The organism is Pseudomonas sp. UF-293, assembly GCF_058245595.1.
This window is the reverse complement of record NZ_JBSICA010000025.1, coordinates 33027-53025: the sequence shown is the minus strand read 5'-3', so window position 1 is coordinate 53025 and position 19999 is coordinate 33027. Positions and strand designations below refer to the sequence as shown.

Sequence of the window (19999 nt, the reverse complement as noted above, 5' to 3'; positions counted from 1 at the left end):
TCACTTCCTCGGGTCGAAGGCATCGCGAGCGGACTCGCCGATAAACACCAGCAGACTCAACATCAGCGCCAGCACGGCAAACGCGCTCATGCCCAGCCACGGCGCTTGCAGGTTGGATTTGCCCTGGGCGACCAGTTCGCCCAGCGACGGGCTGCCCGCCGGCAAGCCGAAGCCGAGGAAGTCCAGCGCGGTGAGGGTGCCGATGGCGCCAGTGAGGATGAACGGCATGAAGGTCATGGTCGAGACCATGGCGTTGGGCAGGATGTGGCGGAACATGATCGCGCCGTTCTGCATGCCCAGCGCGCGGGCGGCGCGCACGTATTCCAGATTGCGCCCACGCAGGAACTCTGCGCGCACCACGTCGACCAGGCTCATCCACGAGAACAGCAGCATGATGCCTAGCAGCCACCAGAAATTCGGCTGGACGAAACTGGCGAGGATGATCAGCAGGTACAGCACCGGCAGCCCCGACCAGATCTCGAGAAAACGCTGCCCGGCCAGATCGACCCAGCCGCCGTAGAACCCCTGTAGCGCCCCGGCAATCACGCCGATGATCGAGCTCAGCACGGTCAAGGTCAGCGCAAACAGCACGGAAATGCGGAAACCGTAGATCACCCGCGCCAACACGTCGCGGCCCTGATCGTCGGTGCCCAGCAGGTTGTCCGCCGAAGGTGGCGCCGGGGCCGGGACTTTCAGGTCGTAGTTGATGCTCTGGTAGCTGTAGGGGATCGGTGCCCACAGAATCCACGCGTCCTTGGCCTTGAGCAGCTCACGGATGTACGGACTCTTGTAGTTGGCTTCCAGCGGGAATTCGCCACCGAAGGCGGTTTCCGGGTAGCGCTTGATCGCCGGGAAATACCAGTTGTTGTCGTAATGCACGACCAGCGGTTTGTCGTTGGCAATCAGCTCGGCGCCCAGGCTCAGGCCGAACAGAATCAGGAACAGCCACAGCGACCACCAGCCACGCTTGTTGGCCTTGAACAGTTCGAAGCGCCGGCGGTTGAGAGGGGACAGGTTCATCTCAATGCTCTCTGCTTGCAAAGTCGATACGCGGATCGACAAAGGTGTAGGTCAGGTCGCCGATCAGTTTCACCACCAGCCCGAGCAGGGTGAAGATGAACAGGGTGCCGAACACCACCGGGTAATCGCGGTTGATCGCCGCCTCGAAACTCATCAGGCCGAGGCCGTCGAGGGAGAAAATCACTTCCACCAGCAACGAGCCGGTGAAGAAAATGCCGATGAACGCCGAAGGAAAACCGGCAATCACCAGCAGCATGGCGTTGCGGAACACGTGGCCGTAGAGCACGCGATGGCGGGTCAGGCCTTTGGCTTTGGCGGTCACCACGTACTGCTTGTTGATTTCGTCGAGGAAACTGTTCTTGGTCAACAGGGTCATGGTCGCGAAGTTGCCGATCACCAGCGCGGTGACTGGCAGTGCCAGGTGCCAGAAGTAGTCGAGGATCTTGCCGCCCAGGCTCAGCTCATCGAAGTTGTTGGAAGTCAGCCCGCGCAGGGGGAACCAGTCCAGATAACTGCCGCCGGCAAACACCACGATCAGCAGGATCGCAAACAGAAACGCCGGGATCGCATAGCCGACGATAATCGCCGAACTGGTCCAGACGTCGAAGTGGCTGCCGTGCCGCGTGGCCTTGGCGATCCCCAGTGGGATCGACACCAGGTACATGATCAGCGTGCTCCACAGCCCCAGCGAGATTGACACCGGCATCTTTTCCTTGATCAGGTCGATGACCTTGGCGTCGCGGAAGAAACTGTCGCCGAAATCCAGCTGCGCGTAGTTCTTGACCATGATCCACAGGCGTTCCGGGGCCGATTTGTCGAACCCGTACATGTGCTCGATTTCCTTGATCAGCGCCGGGTCCAGGCCCTGCGCGCCACGGTAGGACGAACCGGCCACAGCCACCTCGGCACCGCCGCCGGCAATCCGGCTGGTGGCGCCTTCGAAGCCTTCGAGTTTGGCGATCATCTGCTCGACCGGGCCGCCGGGCGCGGCCTGGATGATCACGAAGTTGATCAGCAGGATGCCGAACAGGGTCGGGATGATCAGCAGCAGTCGCCGAAAGATATACGCCAGCATCTGATTACTCCGTGCCCGCAGGGTCGGCTTGCAGTTGGTTTTCGACTTCTACGGCAGGCTTGGCGTCAGGCTTGACCCACCAGGTGTTGATGCCGATGTCGTACTTGGGCGAGGTTTTCGGGTGGCCGATGTGGTTCCAGTAGGCCACGCGCCAGCTCTTGATGTGCCAGTTGGGCACCACGTAGTAGCCCCATTGCAGTACGCGATCCAGCGCGCGGGCATGGGCCACCAGGCTTTTGCGCGAGTCGGCGTTGATCAGGCTTTCCACCAGTTGGTCAACGGTCGGGTCTTTCAGGCCCATGCTGTTGCGGCTGCTCGGTTTGTCGGCGGCGGCGCTCATCCAGTATTCGCGCTGTTCGTTGCCCGGCGAGTTGGATTGCGGAAAGCTGCCGACCATCATGTCGAAGTCCCGCGAGCGCACGCGGTTGATGTACTGCGAGACGTCGACGCGGCGGATCACCAGATCGATGCCGAGGTCGCTGAGGTTGCGCTTGAACGGCAGCAGCACGCGTTCGAACTCGGTCTGGGCGAGGAGGAATTCGATCACCACCGGTTTGCCCGTGGCATCGACCATTTTGTCGTCGACGATCTTCCAGCCGGCCTCTTGCAGCAGTTGATACGCCTCGCGCTGCTGGGTGCGAATCATGCCGCTGGCGTCGGTCTTGGGATTTTCAAAGGCTTCGCTGAACACCTGGGCCGGCAGTTTGCTGCGGAACGGCTCGAGGATCGTTCGTTGTTCGGCGTCCGGCAGGCCGGTGGCGGCCATTTCCGAGTTCTCGAAGTAACTGCGAGTGCGCACGTAGGCGCCGTTGAACAATTGCTTGTTGGTCCATTCGAAATCGAACAGCAGGCCCAGCGCCTGACGCACGCGCACATCCTGGAATACCGGACGGCGCAGGTTGAAGACGAAGCCCTGCATGCCGGTCGGGTTGCTGTTGGGGATCAGTTCCTTGATCAAACGGCCCTCGGTGACCGCCGGAACGTTATACGCGCTGGCCCAGTTCTTCGCAGTCATCTCCAGCCAGTAATCGAACTGCCCGGCCTTCAGCGCCTCGAGGGCGACGGTGTTGTCGCGGTAGTAATCGGTGGTCATCGTGTCGAAATTGTAAAAGCCACGGTTGACCGGCAAGTCCTTGCCCCAGTAATCCTTGACCCGTTCGTAACGTACCGAACGCCCGGCCTTCACTTGGGTGACCTTGTACGGGCCGCTGCCCAGCGGAATTTCCAGATTGCCCTTGTTGAAGTCGCGACTGGCCCACCAGTGTTTCGGCAGGACCGGCAACTGGCCGAGGATCAGCGGCAGCTCGCGGTTGTTGCTGTGCTTGAACTTGAACAGCACTTTCAGCGGGTCTTCGGCGACGGCTTCGGCGACGTCGTTGTAGTAGCCGCGAAACATCGGCGAGCCTTCCTTGGTCAGCGTCTCGAAGCTGAACACCACGTCTTCGGCACGCACCGGATGGCCGTCGTGGAAGCGTGCCTCCGGGCGCAGGTAGAAGCGCACCCAGCTGTTGTCGTCGGCTTTTTCGATCTTGCTGGCAATCAGGCCATACTCGGTGAACGGCTCGTCGAGGCTGTGTTTGGTCAGGGTGTCGTAGATCTGGCCGATGTCATCGGCGGGCACGCCTTTGTTGATGAACGGGTTGAGGCTGTCGAAGCCGCCAAACCCGGCCTGGCGGAACACGCCACCCTTGGGCGCATCGGGATTCACGTAGTCGAAATGCTTGAAGTCGGCCGGGTATTTCGGCGGCTCGTTGTACAGGGTCACGGCGTGTTGCGGGGCGGCCCAGGCCAGCCCGGCGAACAGCAAGCCGCCGGCCTGCGCGAGCAGGGTGCGAACAGCGTTCATCGATCTTTCTCCGAAGACTTCAGCCACCATGCGCTCAGGCCCAGGGTGTAGGGCGGCGTGGTGACAAAGGCCAACCGGTTGCGGTAGGCCAGACGGTGATAATTGAGGTACCAGTTGGGAATGCTGTAGTGCTGCCAGAGCAGCACGCGGTCGAGCGCCTTGCCGGCGGCGACCTGCTCGTCGCGGGTGCGCGCGGCGAGCAGTTGTTCGAGCAGGTGATCGACCACCGGATTGGTGATGCCCGCGTAATTCTTGCTGCCCTTGACGTTCACCTGGCTGGAATGGAAGTACTGCCACTGCTCGAGGCCCGGGCTTAAGGTCTGGCCGAGGGTCATCGAGATCATGTCGAAATCGAATTGGTCGAGGCGCTGTTTGTATTGCGCACGATCGACGGTGCGCAGGCGCGCGTCGATGCCGATGCTGTTGAGGTTCTCGATGTACGGCTGATAGAGGCGCTCCAGGCTCGGATTGACCAGCAGCAGTTCGAAGCGCAGCGGTTGGCCGTCAGCGTTCTGCAAGCGCTGGCCGTGGAGTTTCCAGCCGGCTTCGGCGAGCAGGGCGAGAGCTTTACGCATGGTCTCGCGCGGGATGCCACGGCCGTCGGTTTTCGGCAGGGTGAACGGCTCGGTGAACAGCCTGGCCGGGAGCTGATCCTTGTACGGCTTGAGCATCAGCCATTCATGCCCGACCGGCAGGCCCGAGGCGGTGAATTCGCTGTTGGGGTAGTAACTGGTGGTGCGTTGATATGCATCGCTGAACAACGCGCGGTTGGTCCACTCGAAGTCGAACATCAGGCCCAGCGCCTCGCGAGTCCGGACGTCCGAGAACGTCGCGCGGCGGGTGTTCATGAACAGGCCCTGCGTCTGGGTCGGGATCTGATGCGGGATCTGCGTTTTGATGACATCGCCACGACGTACGGCAGGGAAGTTGTAGCCGTTGACCCAGTTCTTCGCCTGATGCTCGATGTAGATGTCGAACTCACCGGCCTTGAACGCTTCGAAGGCCACATCGCTGTCGCGGTAGAACTCGACTTCCATGCGATCGAAATTGTACTTGCCGCGATTGACCGGCAGGTCCTTGCCCCAGTAATCCTTGACCCGCTCGAAAATCAGCTGCCGCCCCGGCGTGACTGAAGTGATGCGGTACGGCCCGCTGCCCAGCGGCGGCTCGAAGGTGGTGGCCTTGAAGTCGCGGTCTTTCCAGTAATGCTGCGGCAGTACCGGGAGCTCGCCCAGGCGCAGGATCAGCAGCGGGTTGCCCGAGCGCTTGAACACGAAACGGATGCGCTGTTTGTTGAGGATGTCGACCCGCAGCACTTCCTGCAGGGCAGTGCGATACAGCGGATGACCGTCCTTGAGCAGCGTTCGATAGGAGAACGCTACGTCGTAGGCGGTGATCGGCACGCCGTCGTGGAACCGTGCTTCAGGACGCAAATTGAACACCACCCAGCTGCGATCTTCGCTGTACTCGACCGATTGCGCGATCAAACCGTAACTCGACGCTGGCTCGTCGCCGGAGGGCGAGTATTGCCCGGTGCCGACCATCAGCGGCTCGTTGAGCTCGTTGATGCCGTACTGGAGGAAATTGGCGGTGGTGACCGGGCTGGTGCCCTTGAAGGTGTACGGGTTGACCGTATCGAAGGTGCCGAACGCCATCACCCGCAACGTACCGCCCTTGGGCGCTTGCGGGTTAACCCAGTCGAAGTGGGTAAATCTGGCCGGGTACTTGAGCGTGCCGAACTGCGCATAACCATGACTTTCGGTAATCGTCGCGCTTGCGGGTGAGCTCAAGGCCAGGCTGATCAGGAGCAGGGAGAGGGCACGCTTCAAGTCAGATCCGATCCAGCGGCTTGGGCTTTGTGGGCCGTACAGTAACAGCTTGTCTGGACAGGAAAAAGATGCGGGTTAATGCCGTGTTAATCGCTTTCGATTGCATTTGCTTTTGGTGGGAGCAGGCTTGCTCGCGAATGCGGTCGGTCGGTTGCATATACAGGTGACTGATACACCGCATTCGCGAGCAAGCCCGCTCCCACAAAAGAAAAAGCCCCTGAATTCTCAGAGGCTCCCTCAATCAATGTGGCTGGTAAACCGTGAGCATCTGCCCCGGCTTCAACGCCTTGCCCGCACCGGGATTCCAACGCTTGAGATGTTGCATCTCGACGTTGAACCGCTTGGCCACCACGTACAAGGTGTCGCCGCGCTTGACCTTGTACTGGGTCTGTTGCTTGCTCTCGTCCTTGCCTTTGGTCTTGGTATTCGCCGCGACCACGGTGTTGACCCGGCCGGACTTGCGCGCCGGGGCACGCTTGGTGTTGTCCTGCATAACCAGAGTCTGGCCGACCTTGAGATTCTTGCCGGTCAGCTTGTTCCAGCGCTGCAGATCCTTGACTTCAACCTTGTTGGCCTTGGCGATGGAGCCAAGGTTGTCGCCACGCTTGACCCGATAGGCGCGTTTGAGCTGCGCCACTTCAGACGGATCGGCGCCTTCGAACACCGGTTTCAGCGAGCGCGGGCTGATCAGTTCGTCCGGGCGCATGGTCTGCAGACTGGCGGTCAGCAGTTGCGCCTTGGACGTCGGCACCAGCAAATGCTGCGGGCCGTCGATGGTGGTGCGCTGTTTGAACGCTGGGTTGAGCTGGAACAGTTCGTCTTCATCGATGTTGGCCACCGCAGCGACCTTGGACAGGTCCATGCGCTGGTTGATTTCGACGACCTGGAAGTACGGCTCGTTGGCGATCGGGTTGAGGTTGACGCCGTAGGCTTCCGGCGCCAGTACCACTTGCGACAGTGCCAGCAATTTCGGTACATAGGCCTGGGTTTCCGCCGGCAGCGGCAGGTTCCAGTAGTCGGTGGGCAGGCCGAGCTTTTCGTTGCGCTCGATCGCCCGGCTGACCGTGCCTTCACCGGCGTTGTAGGCCGCCAGAGCCAGCAGCCAGTCACCGTTGAACATGTCGTGCAGGCGGGTCAGGTAATCCATCGCAGCGGTGGTCGAGGCGGTGATGTCGCGACGACCATCGTAGAAACGCGTCTGGCGCAGGTTGAAGTAACGCCCGGTGGACGGAATGAATTGCCACAGGCCCACCGCATCGGCGCGGGAATAGGCCATCGGGTTGTACGCGCTCTCGATGACTGGCAGCAGGGCCAGTTCCAGCGGCATGTTGCGCTCTTCGAGGCGTTCGACAATGTAATGAATGTAGAGACTGCCGCGTTCGCCGGCATTCTCGAGGAAAGAGGGGTTACTGGCGAACCACAGCCGTTGTTGCTCGATGCGCGGATTGACGCCAAGGCCTTCCTGCAACTGGAAGCCCTGGCGCATGCGCTCCCAGATGTCCTGGGGCGCTACGGGAGTGGGCTTCTCGGTCAGCCAGATCGGCTTCTGCTTGGCTCGCGCAGCAATGTTCGGCGTGTGCGTCGCTTCAGTCTGCGGAGCGTGGCTGGAACAGCCCGCCAGCGTGGCGGACACAGCCACCGCGATGGCTTGCGCCAGGCGGGTCAAAGCATCTGAATTGACGGACTTACGTATGGATGACGACATTGGCTGGAAGTAAGTTCCGGGCAAAAATGTCGGGCGATTCTAGAAAGCGCACCCCCTGCGGTCAACCATTGAGAATTTTTGCCCCCGCCGACGCGGTCGTCAGAACGTGTCTTTCCATGCCCGCAGAGCCGCAAAAACCTCACTCGGCGCCCGGTTTTGAGCGCCTTCCCGTTCGTCCACTTTTTGTGTAACCAATGTTTCAGAAGTGCGTAAGAACGGATTGGTGAGCTTTTCCAGGGCCAGAGTCGACGGCAGGGTCATCACGCCGTTCTGCCGTTGCTCAGTGACCTTTTCCAGACGAGCGGCGACGTCCGGATTGCGCGGCTCGACGGCGGCGGCAAACTTCAGATTGCTCAAGGTGTATTCATGGGTGCAGTAGACCAGCGTATCCTCCGGCAGGGCCGCGAGCCGGCTGAGCGAGTGATGCATCTGCTCGGGCGTGCCTTCGAACAGCCGGCCGCAACCGGCGGCGAACAGGGTATCGCCGCAGAACAGAAGGCCATGGTGGTAATAAGCAATGTGTCCCAAAGTGTGGCCGGGCACTGCATAGACGTCGAAATCCCAGCCGAGCACGCTGACGCTGTCGTTGTCCTTGAGCGCTACGTCGCGCGCTGGAATGCGTTCGCTGGCCGGCCCGTAGACCTTGGCGCCAGTCGCGGCTTTCAGGCGCTCGACACCGCCGACGTGGTCGTGGTGATGGTGGGTGATCAGAATGTCGCTGAGCACCCAGCCCGGATGCGCGTCAAGCCACGCCTGCACCGGGGCGGCGTCGCCCGGATCGACCACCGCGCAGCGCTGGGTCTGGTGATCCTGTAACAACCAGATGTAGTTGTCGGTGAACGCGGGCAGGGCACTGATCTGTATCATCGTCGGAATTCGCCAAGCGGAAAACATTGGCGCATCTTAGTAGTTCCTGGCGCGTTGGAGAATGACATGACCGATAAAGCGTTCGCTCAGGCCGATCCCGACTGGCTGGCATTGATCAGCGCCGCCCGCGAATGGCTGTCGGGGCCGCTCGGGCAATTTCTGCTGGATGAAGAGCGGCGCATGCTCGACGACGAGCTCGGCCGGTTCTTCGGCGGTTATCTGGTGCATTACGGGCCGTCCGCCGAAACCCCACCGGCCGCGCCTCAAGTGCAGCGCAACGTGCGCCTCGGTGCGCCGTTGCCCGGGGTCGAGATCGTCTGCGAAGAGCAGGCCTGGCCGTTGAGCGAGCACGCCGCCGACGTAGTGGTGATGCAGCATGGCCTGGATTTCTGCCTGTCGCCCCACGGTTTGCTGCGTGAAGCGGCGAGCAGCGTGCGCCCCGGCGGGCACCTGCTGATCATCGGCATCAACCCCTGGAGCACTTGGGGGCTGCGGCATTTCTTCGCCAATGATGCCCTGCGCAAGGCGCGCTGCATCTCGCCCTCGCGGGTCGCCGACTGGCTCAATCTGCTGGGCTTCGCGCTGGAGAAACGCCGCTTCGGGTGCTATCGTCCGCCGCTCGCGTCGCCCAAGTGGCAGCACCGTCTGGCCGGCTGGGAACGCAAGGCCGGGGACTGGCAGCTGTCCGGCGGTGGCTTCTATTTACTGGTGGCGCGCAAGATCGTGGTGGGGCTCAGGCCCTTGCGCCAGGAGCGCCGCGAGCCGATGGGCAAGCTGATTCCGCTGCCGATGGCCAAGGTCAACCGCCGCCGCATCGAACCATAAACCCTCTTTATTTGTGGCCGGGCTTGTCCCGGCCACGGTCATTGTCGATCCGTGATTGGCAGGACAGGCATTTTTCTGGAAAGACTGGCATGAGCGAAAGTGTGGAAAGCGTCGACACCGTGGAACTGTTCACCGATGGCGCCTGCAAGGGCAACCCCGGCCCTGGTGGCTGGGGCGCGCTGCTGGTGTGCAAGGGCGTCGAAAAGGAACTGTGGGGCGGCGAGGCCAACACCACCAACAACCGCATGGAGCTGCTCGGCGCGATTCGTGGCCTCGAAGCACTCAAGCGTCCCTGCGAAGTGCTGCTGGTCACCGACTCGCAATACGTGATGAAAGGCATCAACGAGTGGATGGCCAACTGGAAGAAGCGCGGCTGGAAGACTGCTGCGAAAGAGCCGGTGAAGAATGCCGATCTGTGGAAAGAGCTGGACGAGCAGGTCAACCGCCACAAGGTCACCTGGAAATGGGTGCGCGGACACATTGGCCATCACGGTAACGAGCGGGCTGACCAGTTGGCTAACCGTGGGGTGGATGAGGTTCGCGGTTACAAGCAGAGCTGATTTCGCTTATGAACCGTGGCGCTGCCATTCGCGAGCAGGCTCGCTCCCACATTGGAATGCATTCCCCTGTAGGAGCTGCCGAAGGCTGCGATCTTTTGATCTTGTTGTAGGAAAAATCAAAAGATCGCAGCCTTCGGCAGCTCCTACAGGGTTCGAGTCCAGCGTGTTAACATCCGCGCTTTTGCACGATTGACCCGTTGAGAGCTGAGCACTGATGGCCACCAGATCCGTTGTACTCGATACCGAAACCACCGGCATGCCGGTGACCGATGGTCACCGGATCATTGAAATCGGTTGCGTCGAACTGATCGGTCGGCGCCTGACCGGCCGGCATTTCCACGTGTATCTGCAACCGGATCGCGAAAGCGACGAGGGTGCGATCGGTGTGCACGGCATCACCAACGAATTCCTCGTCGGCAAGCCGCGCTTTGCCGAAGTCGCCGACGAGTTCTTCGAGTTCATCCAGGGCGCACAGCTGATCATCCACAACGCGGCGTTCGACGTTGGCTTCATCAACAACGAATTCGCCTTGATGGGCCACCACGATCGCGCTGACATCACCCAGCATTGCACGATCCTCGACACCCTGATGATGGCCCGGGAACGTCACCCGGGCCAGCGCAACAGCCTCGACGCGTTATGCAAACGCTATGGGGTCGACAACTCCGGCCGTGAACTGCACGGCGCCTTGCTCGACTCGGAGATTCTCGCCGACGTCTACCTGACCATGACCGGCGGCCAGACCAGCCTGTCGCTGGCCGGCAACGCCTCCGACGGCAATGGTACGGGCGAGGGCGCGGACAACTCGGCCACGGAGATCCGTCGTCTGCCGGTCGATCGCCAGCCAGCACGCATCATCCGTGCGACCGAAGAAGAACTGGCGGCGCATCTGGTGCGGCTGGAAATTATCGCCAAATCAGCGGGGGCGCCGGCGTTGTGGACGCAGATTGCCGAGGCTGATGCGCAGGCCTGAAAACCTGAAGATCAAAGATCAAAAGATCGCAGCCTTCGGCAGCTCCTACGGGGATTGCATTCCATAGTAGGGACCGGCAAGGCAGCGATTTTTTGCGTTTGGCGACATGGAGCCAAGTTGCCACTCTCGCCACATTCGTCGCAACCCTCTACCCTGATTGCACTGGTCAGGTGCAAATCTGCCGCCTCAGGACACTGAGCCTCATGTACAAAGAGTTGAAATTTGCGCTGGCAATCATCCATCGCGACAGCAAGGTCGACACCGTCGGCTGCGTCAAGGAATGAGGACTTTTCCCAGTATGCAACCGGTCATGAATCCGAAATACCCAGGGTTGTCGGTGCGCGTCGCCGATGAAGGTTTCGCCCCGTATATCTGGGGCAGTGACTTCAGTTTCGAGGTCACCGCCTATGGTGCTGCCGCGATCGGCAAACCGGTCGAGCAGTGGCCGGTGACGCCGATCGTGCCGTACCGCAAGTGCTACGGCATCGACCCGGAAGAGTTCAGCGCCTTTCACAACGCGCCCGACAGTGCGATTTTCATGGCGTATCTGGACGACGAGCCGGTCGGCCATCTGGTGATCAGTACCAACTGGAACGGTTTTGCCCACATCGATGAATTGGCCGTGCATGCCCCGGCCCGGCGCCATGGCGTGGCCAAGGCGTTGCTTGATGTGGCGCAGTTCTGGAGTCGCAAGAAGAAGCTGCCGGGCATCATGCTCGAAACCCAGAACAACAACCTCGGCGCCTGTCGTCTGTATGAGCGTTGTGGTTATGTGATCGGCGGCATCGACCAGTTGCGCTATCGCGGCATTGATGCGCACACCGCCGAAGTCGCCTTGTTCTGGTATCGCCTGTTCGACAATCCGCTGGAAAAACCACTCAGCTCGACAACATCGCCTCGGCTTGTTCCGTGACGATGGCCAGCAGTGCCTGAATCGCCGCCGACGGCGCGGTATGTTTGAACGTCAGGGCATAGAGGCAGATCGGCACCGCCGGTGACAGGGGGCAGACGTCCAGGCCACCGGCGCGGGCGCCCAGAGCGGTGAAGGGGTCGACGATGGCCAGACCTTCGCCGGCCTCGACCATGCTGCGCATCATCTGATGGGTCTGCACGCGGGTCTGAATGCTTGGCGCCGGGTGCAAGGCCTGGAGCTTGTTTTCCAGCGCCGGGCTGAGCGGATCCTGACCTTCAAGACCGACCATGGCCTGACCCGCCAGATCTGCCAGGGATATGTATTTCTGCTTGGGTTGCAGCCAGCCGTGCGGGGCGAGCAATTGCAGCTTGCCTTGGGCCAGCGGTTGGCAGTGGATATCGGGATGTTCGGGATCGTGCAGGCTCAGGCCCAGATCGCTTTCGCGTAGTAGCAGGCTGCGGACGATGTCGCGAGTCGGCGCGCTGAGCAGGCTGCAAGGTGCGTCGGGCAAGCGTCGGCGCAGGGTCGCAAGACTTTGTGGCAGTAATTGTTGGGCCAGCGGCGGGGTGCCGATGATGCGCAAGGGTGGGGCGAGGTATTGCTTGAGGCTGCTGGCCAGCCGCTGCACCGGCTCCAGCGCCTCATAGACATGCGCGATTTCCACCTGCAGGGCGCGCGCTTCGGGGGTCGATTGCAGGCGCCCGCGAACGCTGGCAAACAGCATGAACCCCAGCTGACTCTCGGCTTCGCGCAAACGCTCTTCGACCTCGGTCACCGGCAATTGCAGCCATTCGGCGGCGGTGCCCAGGTGACCGGTCTGCAAGAGCGCCTGAATCACTTCGATGTGGCGTAAACGCATGCGTGAAGTCCATGTTCAGCAGTGGGATCAGAGGCTGAATCCTACCCCAAGTCTGCACACAAGACTTCTGCTCATAACACAGGGTTATTGAGCAACGATTGGCTCAGGTTCACGGATCAGGGTTATGCCCGACTGAACCAGCAGGTACTCGCTGTCGCTGACCTTGTTGATACGGTCGCCGATAGCCAATTTGTAGGTGGTGACGGGCTCCGAGCCGGTGAAACCGTCTGCAGACGGGTTCGATTCCTGGAATTCATGCACGGAATAAACGCGGCCTTCCGCATCTCTTGCATGAAACTGACCGACGAGTACTGCTGCCATCTGCTTAAGACCTCTGGAGATAAAACGCTTGATTTGCGGCTTTGTAGACCGTCACCAAGCTCGGTAAGTTTTCTTACAGGAAAAAAATATTCCTCACGCAGGAAAAACCATTGACCGCTGGTGAAAGCGTCACTGGATCATCTATAACTAGCGACTCTTCCCACGGACCATCGAGAGTCTTCCATGAGCAATGTCTACAACGTCGCCGTAGTGGTCGGTAGCCTGCGCAAAGCATCGATCAATCGCAAAGTCGCACTGGCCCTCGCCGAACTGGCACCGGCCAATCTCAAGCTCGAGATTGTCGAAATCGGTGAACTGCCGCTGTACAACGAAGACATCGACGGCGATTCTCCGCCCGCAGCCTACAGCACTTTCCGTCAGAAAGTGGCGTCATCCGACGCGGTGCTGTTTGTAACCCCTGAGTACAACCGTTCGATCCCGGCGCCGTTGAAGAACGCCATCGACGTCGGCTCGCGCCCTTATGGCCAGAGCGCGTGGAGTGGCAAGCCTGGCGCGGTGATCAGCGTATCGCCAGGCGCCATCGGCGGCTTCGGCGCCAACCAGCACCTGCGCCAGACTTTTGTTTTCCTCGATATTCACTGCCTGCAACAGCCAGAAGCGTATCTGGGCGGTGCGGGCAACGCGTTTGATGAAGCGGGCAAGCTGAGCGATTCGGTGAAGCCGTTCCTGCAGAAATTCATCGATGCGTACGGCCAGTTCGTCGAGCAACACAAGAAATAACCGCGTACACCAAACAAATGTGGGAGCGGGCTTGCTCGCGAATGCACTGTGTCAGACAAAAAATTGCTGTCTGACACAGCGCATTCGCGAGCAAGCCCGCTCCCACATTTTGATTTTCATTCCATTTTCGATATTTGAAGGCTCCTGCGAATGCTCGCTGCGTCACTGATTTTCCTGCTGACCATCACCCTCGTCATCTGGCAACCCAAAGGTCTCGGCGTCGGCTGGAGTGCAACGTTGGGCGCCGTGCTGGCGTTGATTTTTGGCGTTGTGCACCTCACGGACATCCCGCTGGTCTGGCAGATCATCTGGAACGCGACCGGCACCTTCGTGGCGCTGATCATCATCAGCCTGTTGCTCGACGAGGCTGGCTTCTTCAATTGGGCAGCGCTGCATGTGGCGCGCTGGGGCCGGGGCAGTGGGCGCAAGCTGTTTGCCTTCATGGTGCTGCTCGGTGCGCTGGTCTCGGCGCTGTTCGCCAATGACGGCGCGGCGCTGATTCTCACGCCCATCGTGATCTCAATGCTGCTGGCGCTGCGATTCTCCCCGGCGGCGACGCTGGCCTTCGTCATGGGCGCCGGGTTCATTGCCGACACGGCGAGCCTGCCGCTGGTGGTGTCGAACCTGGTCAACATCGTTTCGGCGGACTTCTTCCACATCGGCTTCAATCGCTACGCCGCAGTGATGGTGCCGGTCAATTTCGTCAGCGTTGCGGCGACGTTGGGCATGTTGCTGTGGTTCTTTCGCCGCGATATTCCAGCGGCTTACGACCCGGAACAATTGGAAAATCCGCAAACCGCAATCCACGACAAGGCCACGTTCTATGCCGGTTGGGCGGTGTTGGTGATCCTCTTGATCGGCTGCTTCGCACTTGAACCGCTGGGCATTCCGATCAGCGCCATTTCCGCCGTGTGCGCCGCGTTGCTGCTGGGCATTGCCGCGCGGGGCCACAAGATCTCTACGCGCAAGGTGATGAAAGAAGCGCCGTGGCAGATCGTGATTTTCTCGCTGGGCATGTACCTGGTGGTGTATGGCCTGCGCAATGCCGGGCTCACCGGTTATCTCGCTGGTTGGCTGGACGTGTTCGCTGAGCACGGTGTATGGGGCGCGGCCATGGGCACCGGGGTGCTGACGGCGCTGCTGTCGTCGATCATGAACAACTTGCCGACGGTGTTGATCGGCTTGCTGTCGATTGACGCCAGTCAGGCCAGCGGGGTGATCAAGGAAGCAATGATCTACGCCAACGTGATTGGCAGCGACCTGGGGCCGAAGATTACCCCGATTGGCAGTCTGGCGACGTTGTTGTGGCTGCATGTGCTGGAGCGCAAGGGCATCCACATTGGCTGGGGTTATTACTTCCGCGTTGGGATTGTGCTGACCGTGCCGGTGTTGCTGGTGACGTTGGCGGCACTGGCGGTGCGGTTGTCCATATAGACCGAGTTGCTCTTTTCGCGAGCAGGCTCGCTCCCATAGGGATCGCATTCCACATTTGAAATGCATTCTCTATGGGAGCGAGCCTGCTCGCGAATTGGGTCGGGCACCACAGATCTCAGGCTTGGCCGGGCACATTCGGCCAAAGATCCGCCACCAGAAACAGCCGCTCAGCCTCTTCCCATTCGCCTCGGGCATTCTCGCTCAGGCGCACCATCAGCTGCGCCGGGGCCAGTGCTGGCAGGTCTTCCAGCCACAAACGCAAATCCTCATCCGCCCAGACCTGCTCCGCCGGGTAATGCGCCGGCGCGAGCCAGGCGTGGCGGGGCAGGGGTTGCCAGCGCCCGGGCGGCCGCTGCGCGACAAACGCCGGCCAGTCCTTCTGATGCAGCCAACTGCCACGCAGATGTTGCGGATGCGCGCCGTGCGGTGAATCCGCTTGCCCGGGCCACGGGTACAGCAGATAACCGCCCAGCCACAATTGCGCACTGAACGTCTCGATATCCAGCGCTGCGAGCACTTCGCGGCTTTCCGGGCGCGCCGAGATCGGCAATTGATGCTCGGCCAGATGCGCCAGTTTGCGATCCAGCCGATCATGACAACCCGGTCCCAGCCACTGCGCCGGATCGCGGCCATCGCCAGCCTGCGGGCCAAGGTAGAGCTTGATTGCCAGTTCCAGATGATGCACGCCGTCGCGGTCACGCAGGAGCATGTCGAGTTCGCCGAGGGTGTGCCCGGCGCGGCGGATCGGCAGGTTGGCGGCGATCAGTTCGATGCCCGGCGCATGCTCCACGGCGAACTGCCACAGACGCTCGTAATACAGACCCAGACGCCGGGTGCGCGCCTGCGCCAGCCATTGCAGCAGGCCGTAACTGTCGCGGTCGAGCTCGCGCAGCCAGTGTTCGAGACGCTGCGGGTCGTGCACCCAGTCGCTGCCAGCCAGCGGATGGCGCTGTGGCCACGGCGTGGCGGCGAGCATCGGCGGCGCGAGGATGACCCACGCCAGGTCCCGCACTTCGGGATGGCGTAATTGATGAGGCAACTGCAACAGGTCGGGAAAGAGGATCATCTTGCGAGCATAGCCTTAAACCTGAGCCCGCCCTTGAGGCTGAAAGGATTTTGTCTATCTGGCGCTTTCGCCCATAATCGGGTTTTCGCGTTTTCGATTGTCCGCAGAGGTCCCATGGAGCAATTTCGTAATATCGGCATCATCGGTCGCCTGGGCAGTTCCCAGGTGCTGGATACCGTCCGCCGACTGAAACGCTTTCTGCTCGACCGTCACCTGCATGTGATCCTCGAAGACACCATCGCTGAAGTCCTGCCCGGCCACGGCCTGCAAACCTCGTCGCGCAAGATGCTTGGCGAAGTCTGCGACATGGTCATCGTCGTCGGCGGTGACGGCAGCCTGCTCGGCGCCGCGCGGGCGCTGGCCAGACATAATATTCCGGTGCTGGGCATCAACCGTGGCAGCCTCGGCTTCCTCACCGATATTCGCCCCGACGAGCTGGAAATCAAGGTCGCCGAAGTGCTCGACGGCCACTATCTGGTGGAAAACCGCTTCCTGCTGCAAGCCGAAGTGCGTCGCCATGGCGAGGCCATCGGCCAGGGCGATGCGCTCAACGACGTGGTGCTGCACCCGGGCAAATCGACGCGGATGATCGAATTCGAGCTGTACATCGACGGCCAGTTCGTCTGCAGTCAGAAGGCCGACGGCCTGATCGTCGCCACGCCCACCGGCTCCACTGCCTACGCCTTGTCTGCCGGCGGGCCGATCATGCATCCCAAGCTCGACGCTATTGTGATTGTGCCGATGTACCCCCATACCTTGTCGGGACGGCCGATCGTGGTCGATGGCAACAGTGAGCTGAAAATCGTCGTGTCCAAAGATATGCAGATCTACCCGCAGGTTTCCTGCGACGGCCAGAACCACTTCACCTGCGCACCGGGCGACACCATCACCGTGAGCAAGAAAGCGCAGAAGCTGCGCCTGATTCATCCGCTCGATCACAATTACTACGAGGTGTGCCGCACCAAGCTTGGCTGGGGCAGCAAGTTGGGAGGCGGAGGCGACTGATGCTCGATCCCGCGCGCAGTTACGACCTGATCGGTGACGTGCACGGATGCGCTCTGACCCTCGAACACTTGCTGGACCGTCTCGGTTATCACAAGCAGGGCGGGGTCTGGCGCCATCCGTCACGCATGGCAGTGTTCGTCGGCGACATCATCGACCGTGGCCCGCGCATTCGCGAGGCGCTGCACATCGTCCATGACATGGTCGAGGCGGGGCAGGCGCTGTGCATCATGGGCAACCATGAATTCAACGCGCTCGGCTGGGTAACTCCGGCGCCACCAGGCAGCGGCAAGCAGTTCGTGCGCGAACATACCAAGCGCCATGCACGGCTGCTGCAGGAAACCCTGACTCAATTTGAAGACCATCCCGGCGACTGGCATGACTTCCAGCAGTGGTTCTACGAGCTACCGCTGTTCGTCGATGCCGGTCGTTTTCGCGTGGTGCATGCGTGCTGGGATGCCGGGCTTATCGAGCCGCTGCGGGCGTTGTTCCCCAATGGCTGCGTCGATGAGCATTTCCTCCAGGCCTCGGCGGTTCCCGGCAGCTTCGCCTGCACCGTGTTCGACCGCTTGCTGCGCGGCACCGACATGCGTCTGCCCGGTGGCCTGACCATGACTAGCGGCGACGGTCTGGTGCGTTCGTTCTTTCGCACCAAGTTCTGGGAAGACGACCCGAAAACCTACGGCGACATCGTCTTCCAGCCCGATGCGTTGCCAGAACCTGTCGCGCAGACGCCGCTGACTTCAAGCGAAAAGAATTCTTTGCTGCGCTATGGCGTCGACGAGCCGTTGCTGTTCGTCGGCCATTACTGGCGCAGCGGCAAACCGGCGCCGATCCGCCCGAACCTCGCGTGCCTGGATTACAGTGCGGTGCTCTACGGCAAACTGGTGGCCTATCGTCTGGATCAGGAAACGCGCCTGGATCCGCAAAAATTCGTCTGGGTCGATGTCGAGCGGCCGGAGGTGCTGCAATGAGTGCGATAGCGGTATTGCGCCTGCCGTTGGCGGTGGATTTGAGCGGTTTCGTCAAACTGCTGCAACGCATGCAAGTGCCCCATCGGGTCAGTGAAGAGGCGGGCGAGCAGGTGTTGTGGGCGCCGGAGGAAATCAGCGAGGACGTGCGTTCGCTGTACGAGCGCTTCCCGGCCGGCGATCCGGATCAGCAACTCGACATTCCCGCAGGCCAGACCTTCAAACGACCAGGCTTCGCCGAACAGCTGAAACACGCCAAAGCCACCGGGTTCATTATGCTGTTGAGCCTGATCGTCGGTGGCTTGACCTTTCTCGGCGAAAACCTGGAAACGCTGCGCTGGCTGACCTTCCTCGATTTCCGCGTGATCGGCGAGTACATCCATTTCACGCCGCTGGCCGACAGTCTGGCGGCAGGGCAGTGGTGGCGGCTGGTCACGCCGATGCTGATCCACTTCGGCATTCTCCATCTGGCCATGAACGGCATGTGGTACTGGGAGCTGGGGCGGCGCATCGAGTCGCGCCAGGGCAGCATCAACCTGATCGGCCTGACGCTGCTGTTCAGTCTGGTGTCCAACTACGCGCAGTTCGTCTGGAGCGGCCCGAGCCTGTTCGGCGGTCTGTCCGGCGTGCTTTACGGCTTGCTCGGACATTGCTGGATCTTCCAGCTGCTGGCGCCGAACCCGGCCTATCGCCTGCCGCGCGGGGTACTGGTGATGATGCTGGTGTGGCTGGTGGTGTGCATGTCCGGGCTGATCTCGCTGATCGGTTTCGGCCAGATCGCCAACGCCGCGCACCTGAGCGGGTTACTCATCGGATGCTTTACCGGTTTGTTGGGCGGTTTGTATAACCGCCGTAAACTGGCCGTCTAAAATTTTTTGTTTCAGTAAAGAGCGCGGAGACCCTGATGTCCTCTTTCAACGACATGATCAACAACATCACCCCGGACATCTACGAAAGCCTGAAACTGGCCGTGGAAATCGGCAAATGGTCCGACGGCAACAAACTCACCGCCGAGCAGCGCGAGCTGTCGTTGCAGGCAATGATTGCCTGGGAAATCCAGAACCTGCCGGAAGACCAGCGCACCGGTTACATGGGCCCGCAAGAGTGTGCGTCGAAGTCGATCGAAGTGCCGAACATCCTGTTCAAGTCGGATGCCATCCATTGATCGAGATTGGCCGCGGTGCAATCAGCAAAATGTCGGCGCGTCTGGACGGGTCGAACGTGCAGTACGCGTTTCGTCTGGATGACGTCGAGGTGCCGGTCAACCCGTTGATCGGGAGCACGCTGCGTTTGGAGTTCCTGGGAGCAATCCATTGCACCCATTGCGGGCGCAGGACCAAAACCAGTTTCAGTCAGGGTTATTGCTACCCGTGCATGACCAAACTGGCGCAGTGCGATCTGTGCATCATGAGCCCGGAGCGCTGCCATTTCGACGCCGGCACCTGCCGCGATCCGGTGTGGGGCCAGCAGTTCTGCATGACCGATCATGTGGTTTATCTGGCCAACTCGTCGGGGATCAAGGTCGGCATCACCCGTGCCACGCAGTTGCCGACCCGCTGGCTCGATCAGGGCGCGAGTCAGGCGCTGCCGATCATGCGCGTATCCACGCGCCAGCAATCGGGGTTTGTCGAAGACCTGTTCCGCAGTCAGGTGGCGGACAAGACCAACTGGCGCGCACTGCTCAAGGGCGATGCGGCGGCGGTGGATCTGGCGCAGGTGCGTGATCAACTGTTCGAAAGCTGCGCAGAAGGCCTGCAAGGTTTGCAGGAGCGATTCGGCCTACAGGCAATTCAGACGATTGCCGATGTCGAACCGCTGGAAATCCGCTACCCGGTCGAGCAATACCCGGCGAAAATCGTCAGCTTCAACCTGGACAAGAACCCGATTGCCGAAGGCACGCTGCTGGGGATCAAGGGCCAGTACCTGATCTTCGACACCGGCGTGATCAACATTCGTAAATACACGGCTTACCAGCTCGCCGTGCATCAATAA

At 61.0% G+C, this 19999-nt stretch carries 20 protein-coding genes; 11 read left to right on the top strand and 9 right to left on the bottom strand.

Annotated elements, in window-relative coordinates:
• From AC4IHP_RS21815 to gloB, 6 genes are all read right to left on the bottom strand, one after another.
• On the bottom strand, positions 1–1020 hold the full coding sequence (locus tag AC4IHP_RS21815) for an ABC transporter permease (RefSeq protein ID WP_016774153.1): 1020 nt from the start codon (positions 1018–1020) through the stop codon (positions 1–3).
• Position 1021: 1 nt separating this feature from the next.
• Positions 1022–2095, bottom strand: a complete 1074-nt coding sequence (locus tag AC4IHP_RS21810; protein WP_016774154.1) for a microcin C ABC transporter permease YejB — start codon at positions 2093–2095, stop codon at positions 1022–1024.
• A gap of 4 nt (positions 2096–2099) precedes the next feature.
• Positions 2100–3941 carry an extracellular solute-binding protein gene (locus AC4IHP_RS21805; RefSeq protein ID WP_490832724.1) on the bottom strand — a complete coding sequence of 614 codons (1842 nt, stop codon included), beginning with the start codon at positions 3939–3941 and terminating at the stop codon, positions 2100–2102.
• Positions 3938–5770: an extracellular solute-binding protein gene (locus tag AC4IHP_RS21800; protein WP_490832723.1), complete on the bottom strand. Its 1833-nt coding sequence runs from the start codon at positions 5768–5770 to the stop codon at positions 3938–3940. Before AC4IHP_RS21800 ends, AC4IHP_RS21805 begins: the two co-directional genes overlap by 4 nt.
• A gap of 241 nt (positions 5771–6011) precedes the next feature.
• A complete protein-coding gene (locus AC4IHP_RS21795) occupies positions 6012–7475 on the bottom strand; it encodes a transglycosylase SLT domain-containing protein (protein ID WP_041480626.1) in 1464 nt (487 codons plus the stop codon).
• Positions 7476–7574: 99 nt separating this feature from the next.
• Positions 7575–8342 (bottom strand): hydroxyacylglutathione hydrolase, encoded by a 768-nt coding sequence (gene gloB / locus AC4IHP_RS21790; protein WP_490832722.1) that lies wholly within the window; start codon positions 8340–8342, stop codon positions 7575–7577.
• A 66-nt stretch (positions 8343–8408) separates the two neighbouring features.
• Here gloB and AC4IHP_RS21785 point away from each other — a divergent pair, with 66 nt between their 5' ends.
• The 4 genes from AC4IHP_RS21785 to AC4IHP_RS21770 all read left to right on the top strand — a co-directional run bounded on the left by AC4IHP_RS21785 (position 8409) and on the right by AC4IHP_RS21770 (position 11613).
• On the top strand, positions 8409–9167 hold the full coding sequence (locus tag AC4IHP_RS21785) for a class I SAM-dependent methyltransferase (RefSeq protein ID WP_130888665.1): 759 nt from the start codon (positions 8409–8411) through the stop codon (positions 9165–9167).
• An 89-nt stretch (positions 9168–9256) separates the two neighbouring features.
• A complete protein-coding gene (gene rnhA, locus AC4IHP_RS21780) occupies positions 9257–9727 on the top strand; it encodes a ribonuclease HI (RefSeq protein WP_007910572.1) in 471 nt (156 codons plus the stop codon).
• A 214-nt stretch (positions 9728–9941) separates the two neighbouring features.
• Positions 9942–10700, top strand: coding sequence for a DNA polymerase III subunit epsilon (gene dnaQ, locus AC4IHP_RS21775; protein ID WP_490832721.1), 759 nt, complete (start codon positions 9942–9944; stop codon positions 10698–10700).
• A 298-nt stretch (positions 10701–10998) separates the two neighbouring features.
• Positions 10999–11613 (top strand): GNAT family N-acetyltransferase, encoded by a 615-nt coding sequence (locus tag AC4IHP_RS21770; protein WP_460119978.1) that lies wholly within the window; start codon positions 10999–11001, stop codon positions 11611–11613.
• On the opposite strand, the gene AC4IHP_RS21765 is transcribed toward AC4IHP_RS21770, so the two are convergent.
• Both AC4IHP_RS21765 and AC4IHP_RS21760 read right to left on the bottom strand, forming a co-directional pair.
• Positions 11579–12472, bottom strand: a complete 894-nt coding sequence (locus tag AC4IHP_RS21765) for a LysR family transcriptional regulator (RefSeq protein WP_460119976.1) — start codon at positions 12470–12472, stop codon at positions 11579–11581. The two genes, AC4IHP_RS21770 and AC4IHP_RS21765, sit on opposite strands and share 35 nt — an antisense overlap.
• 84 nt (positions 12473–12556) lie before the next feature.
• Complete coding sequence (locus tag AC4IHP_RS21760; protein WP_434765961.1) at positions 12557–12793, bottom strand: hypothetical protein; 237 nt, start codon at positions 12791–12793, stop codon at positions 12557–12559.
• Positions 12794–12976: 183 nt separating this feature from the next.
• On the opposite strand from AC4IHP_RS21760, the gene AC4IHP_RS21755 reads away from it, so the two are divergent.
• The gene (locus AC4IHP_RS21755) at positions 12977–13534 is read left to right on the top strand and encodes an NADPH-dependent FMN reductase (RefSeq protein WP_039763234.1); all 558 of its coding nucleotides are present in this window, start codon (positions 12977–12979) and stop codon (positions 13532–13534) included.
• Positions 13535–13684: 150 nt separating this feature from the next.
• The gene (locus AC4IHP_RS21750; RefSeq protein WP_434765960.1) at positions 13685–14968 is read left to right on the top strand and encodes an arsenic transporter; all 1284 of its coding nucleotides are present in this window, start codon (positions 13685–13687) and stop codon (positions 14966–14968) included.
• 115 nt (positions 14969–15083) lie between these two features.
• Here the strand turns inward: AC4IHP_RS21750 and AC4IHP_RS21745 are convergent, their stop codons facing one another.
• Positions 15084–16034 carry a DUF1853 family protein gene (locus AC4IHP_RS21745; RefSeq protein WP_460119971.1) on the bottom strand — a complete coding sequence of 317 codons (951 nt, stop codon included), beginning with the start codon at positions 16032–16034 and terminating at the stop codon, positions 15084–15086.
• Between the two features lie 114 nt (positions 16035–16148).
• Here AC4IHP_RS21745 and AC4IHP_RS21740 point away from each other — a divergent pair, with 114 nt between their 5' ends.
• From AC4IHP_RS21740 to AC4IHP_RS21720, 5 genes are read left to right on the top strand one after another with little or no spacing between them, the layout of a single operon-like run.
• Positions 16149–17039 carry an NAD(+) kinase gene (locus AC4IHP_RS21740; RefSeq protein WP_041480619.1) on the top strand — a complete coding sequence of 297 codons (891 nt, stop codon included), beginning with the start codon at positions 16149–16151 and terminating at the stop codon, positions 17037–17039.
• Positions 17039–18010, top strand: a complete 972-nt coding sequence (locus AC4IHP_RS21735; protein WP_460119969.1) for a metallophosphoesterase — start codon at positions 17039–17041, stop codon at positions 18008–18010. The genes AC4IHP_RS21740 and AC4IHP_RS21735 overlap by 1 nt, the downstream gene beginning before the upstream one ends.
• On the top strand, positions 18007–18876 hold the full coding sequence (locus AC4IHP_RS21730) for a rhomboid family intramembrane serine protease (RefSeq protein ID WP_460119967.1): 870 nt from the start codon (positions 18007–18009) through the stop codon (positions 18874–18876). The genes AC4IHP_RS21735 and AC4IHP_RS21730 overlap by 4 nt, the downstream gene beginning before the upstream one ends.
• 35 nt (positions 18877–18911) lie before the next feature.
• Positions 18912–19172: a YeaC family protein gene (locus AC4IHP_RS21725; protein ID WP_016774215.1), complete on the top strand. Its 261-nt coding sequence runs from the start codon at positions 18912–18914 to the stop codon at positions 19170–19172.
• Positions 19169–19999 carry a DUF2797 domain-containing protein gene (locus tag AC4IHP_RS21720; protein WP_415762122.1) on the top strand — a complete coding sequence of 277 codons (831 nt, stop codon included), beginning with the start codon at positions 19169–19171 and terminating at the stop codon, positions 19997–19999. The genes AC4IHP_RS21725 and AC4IHP_RS21720 overlap by 4 nt, the downstream gene beginning before the upstream one ends.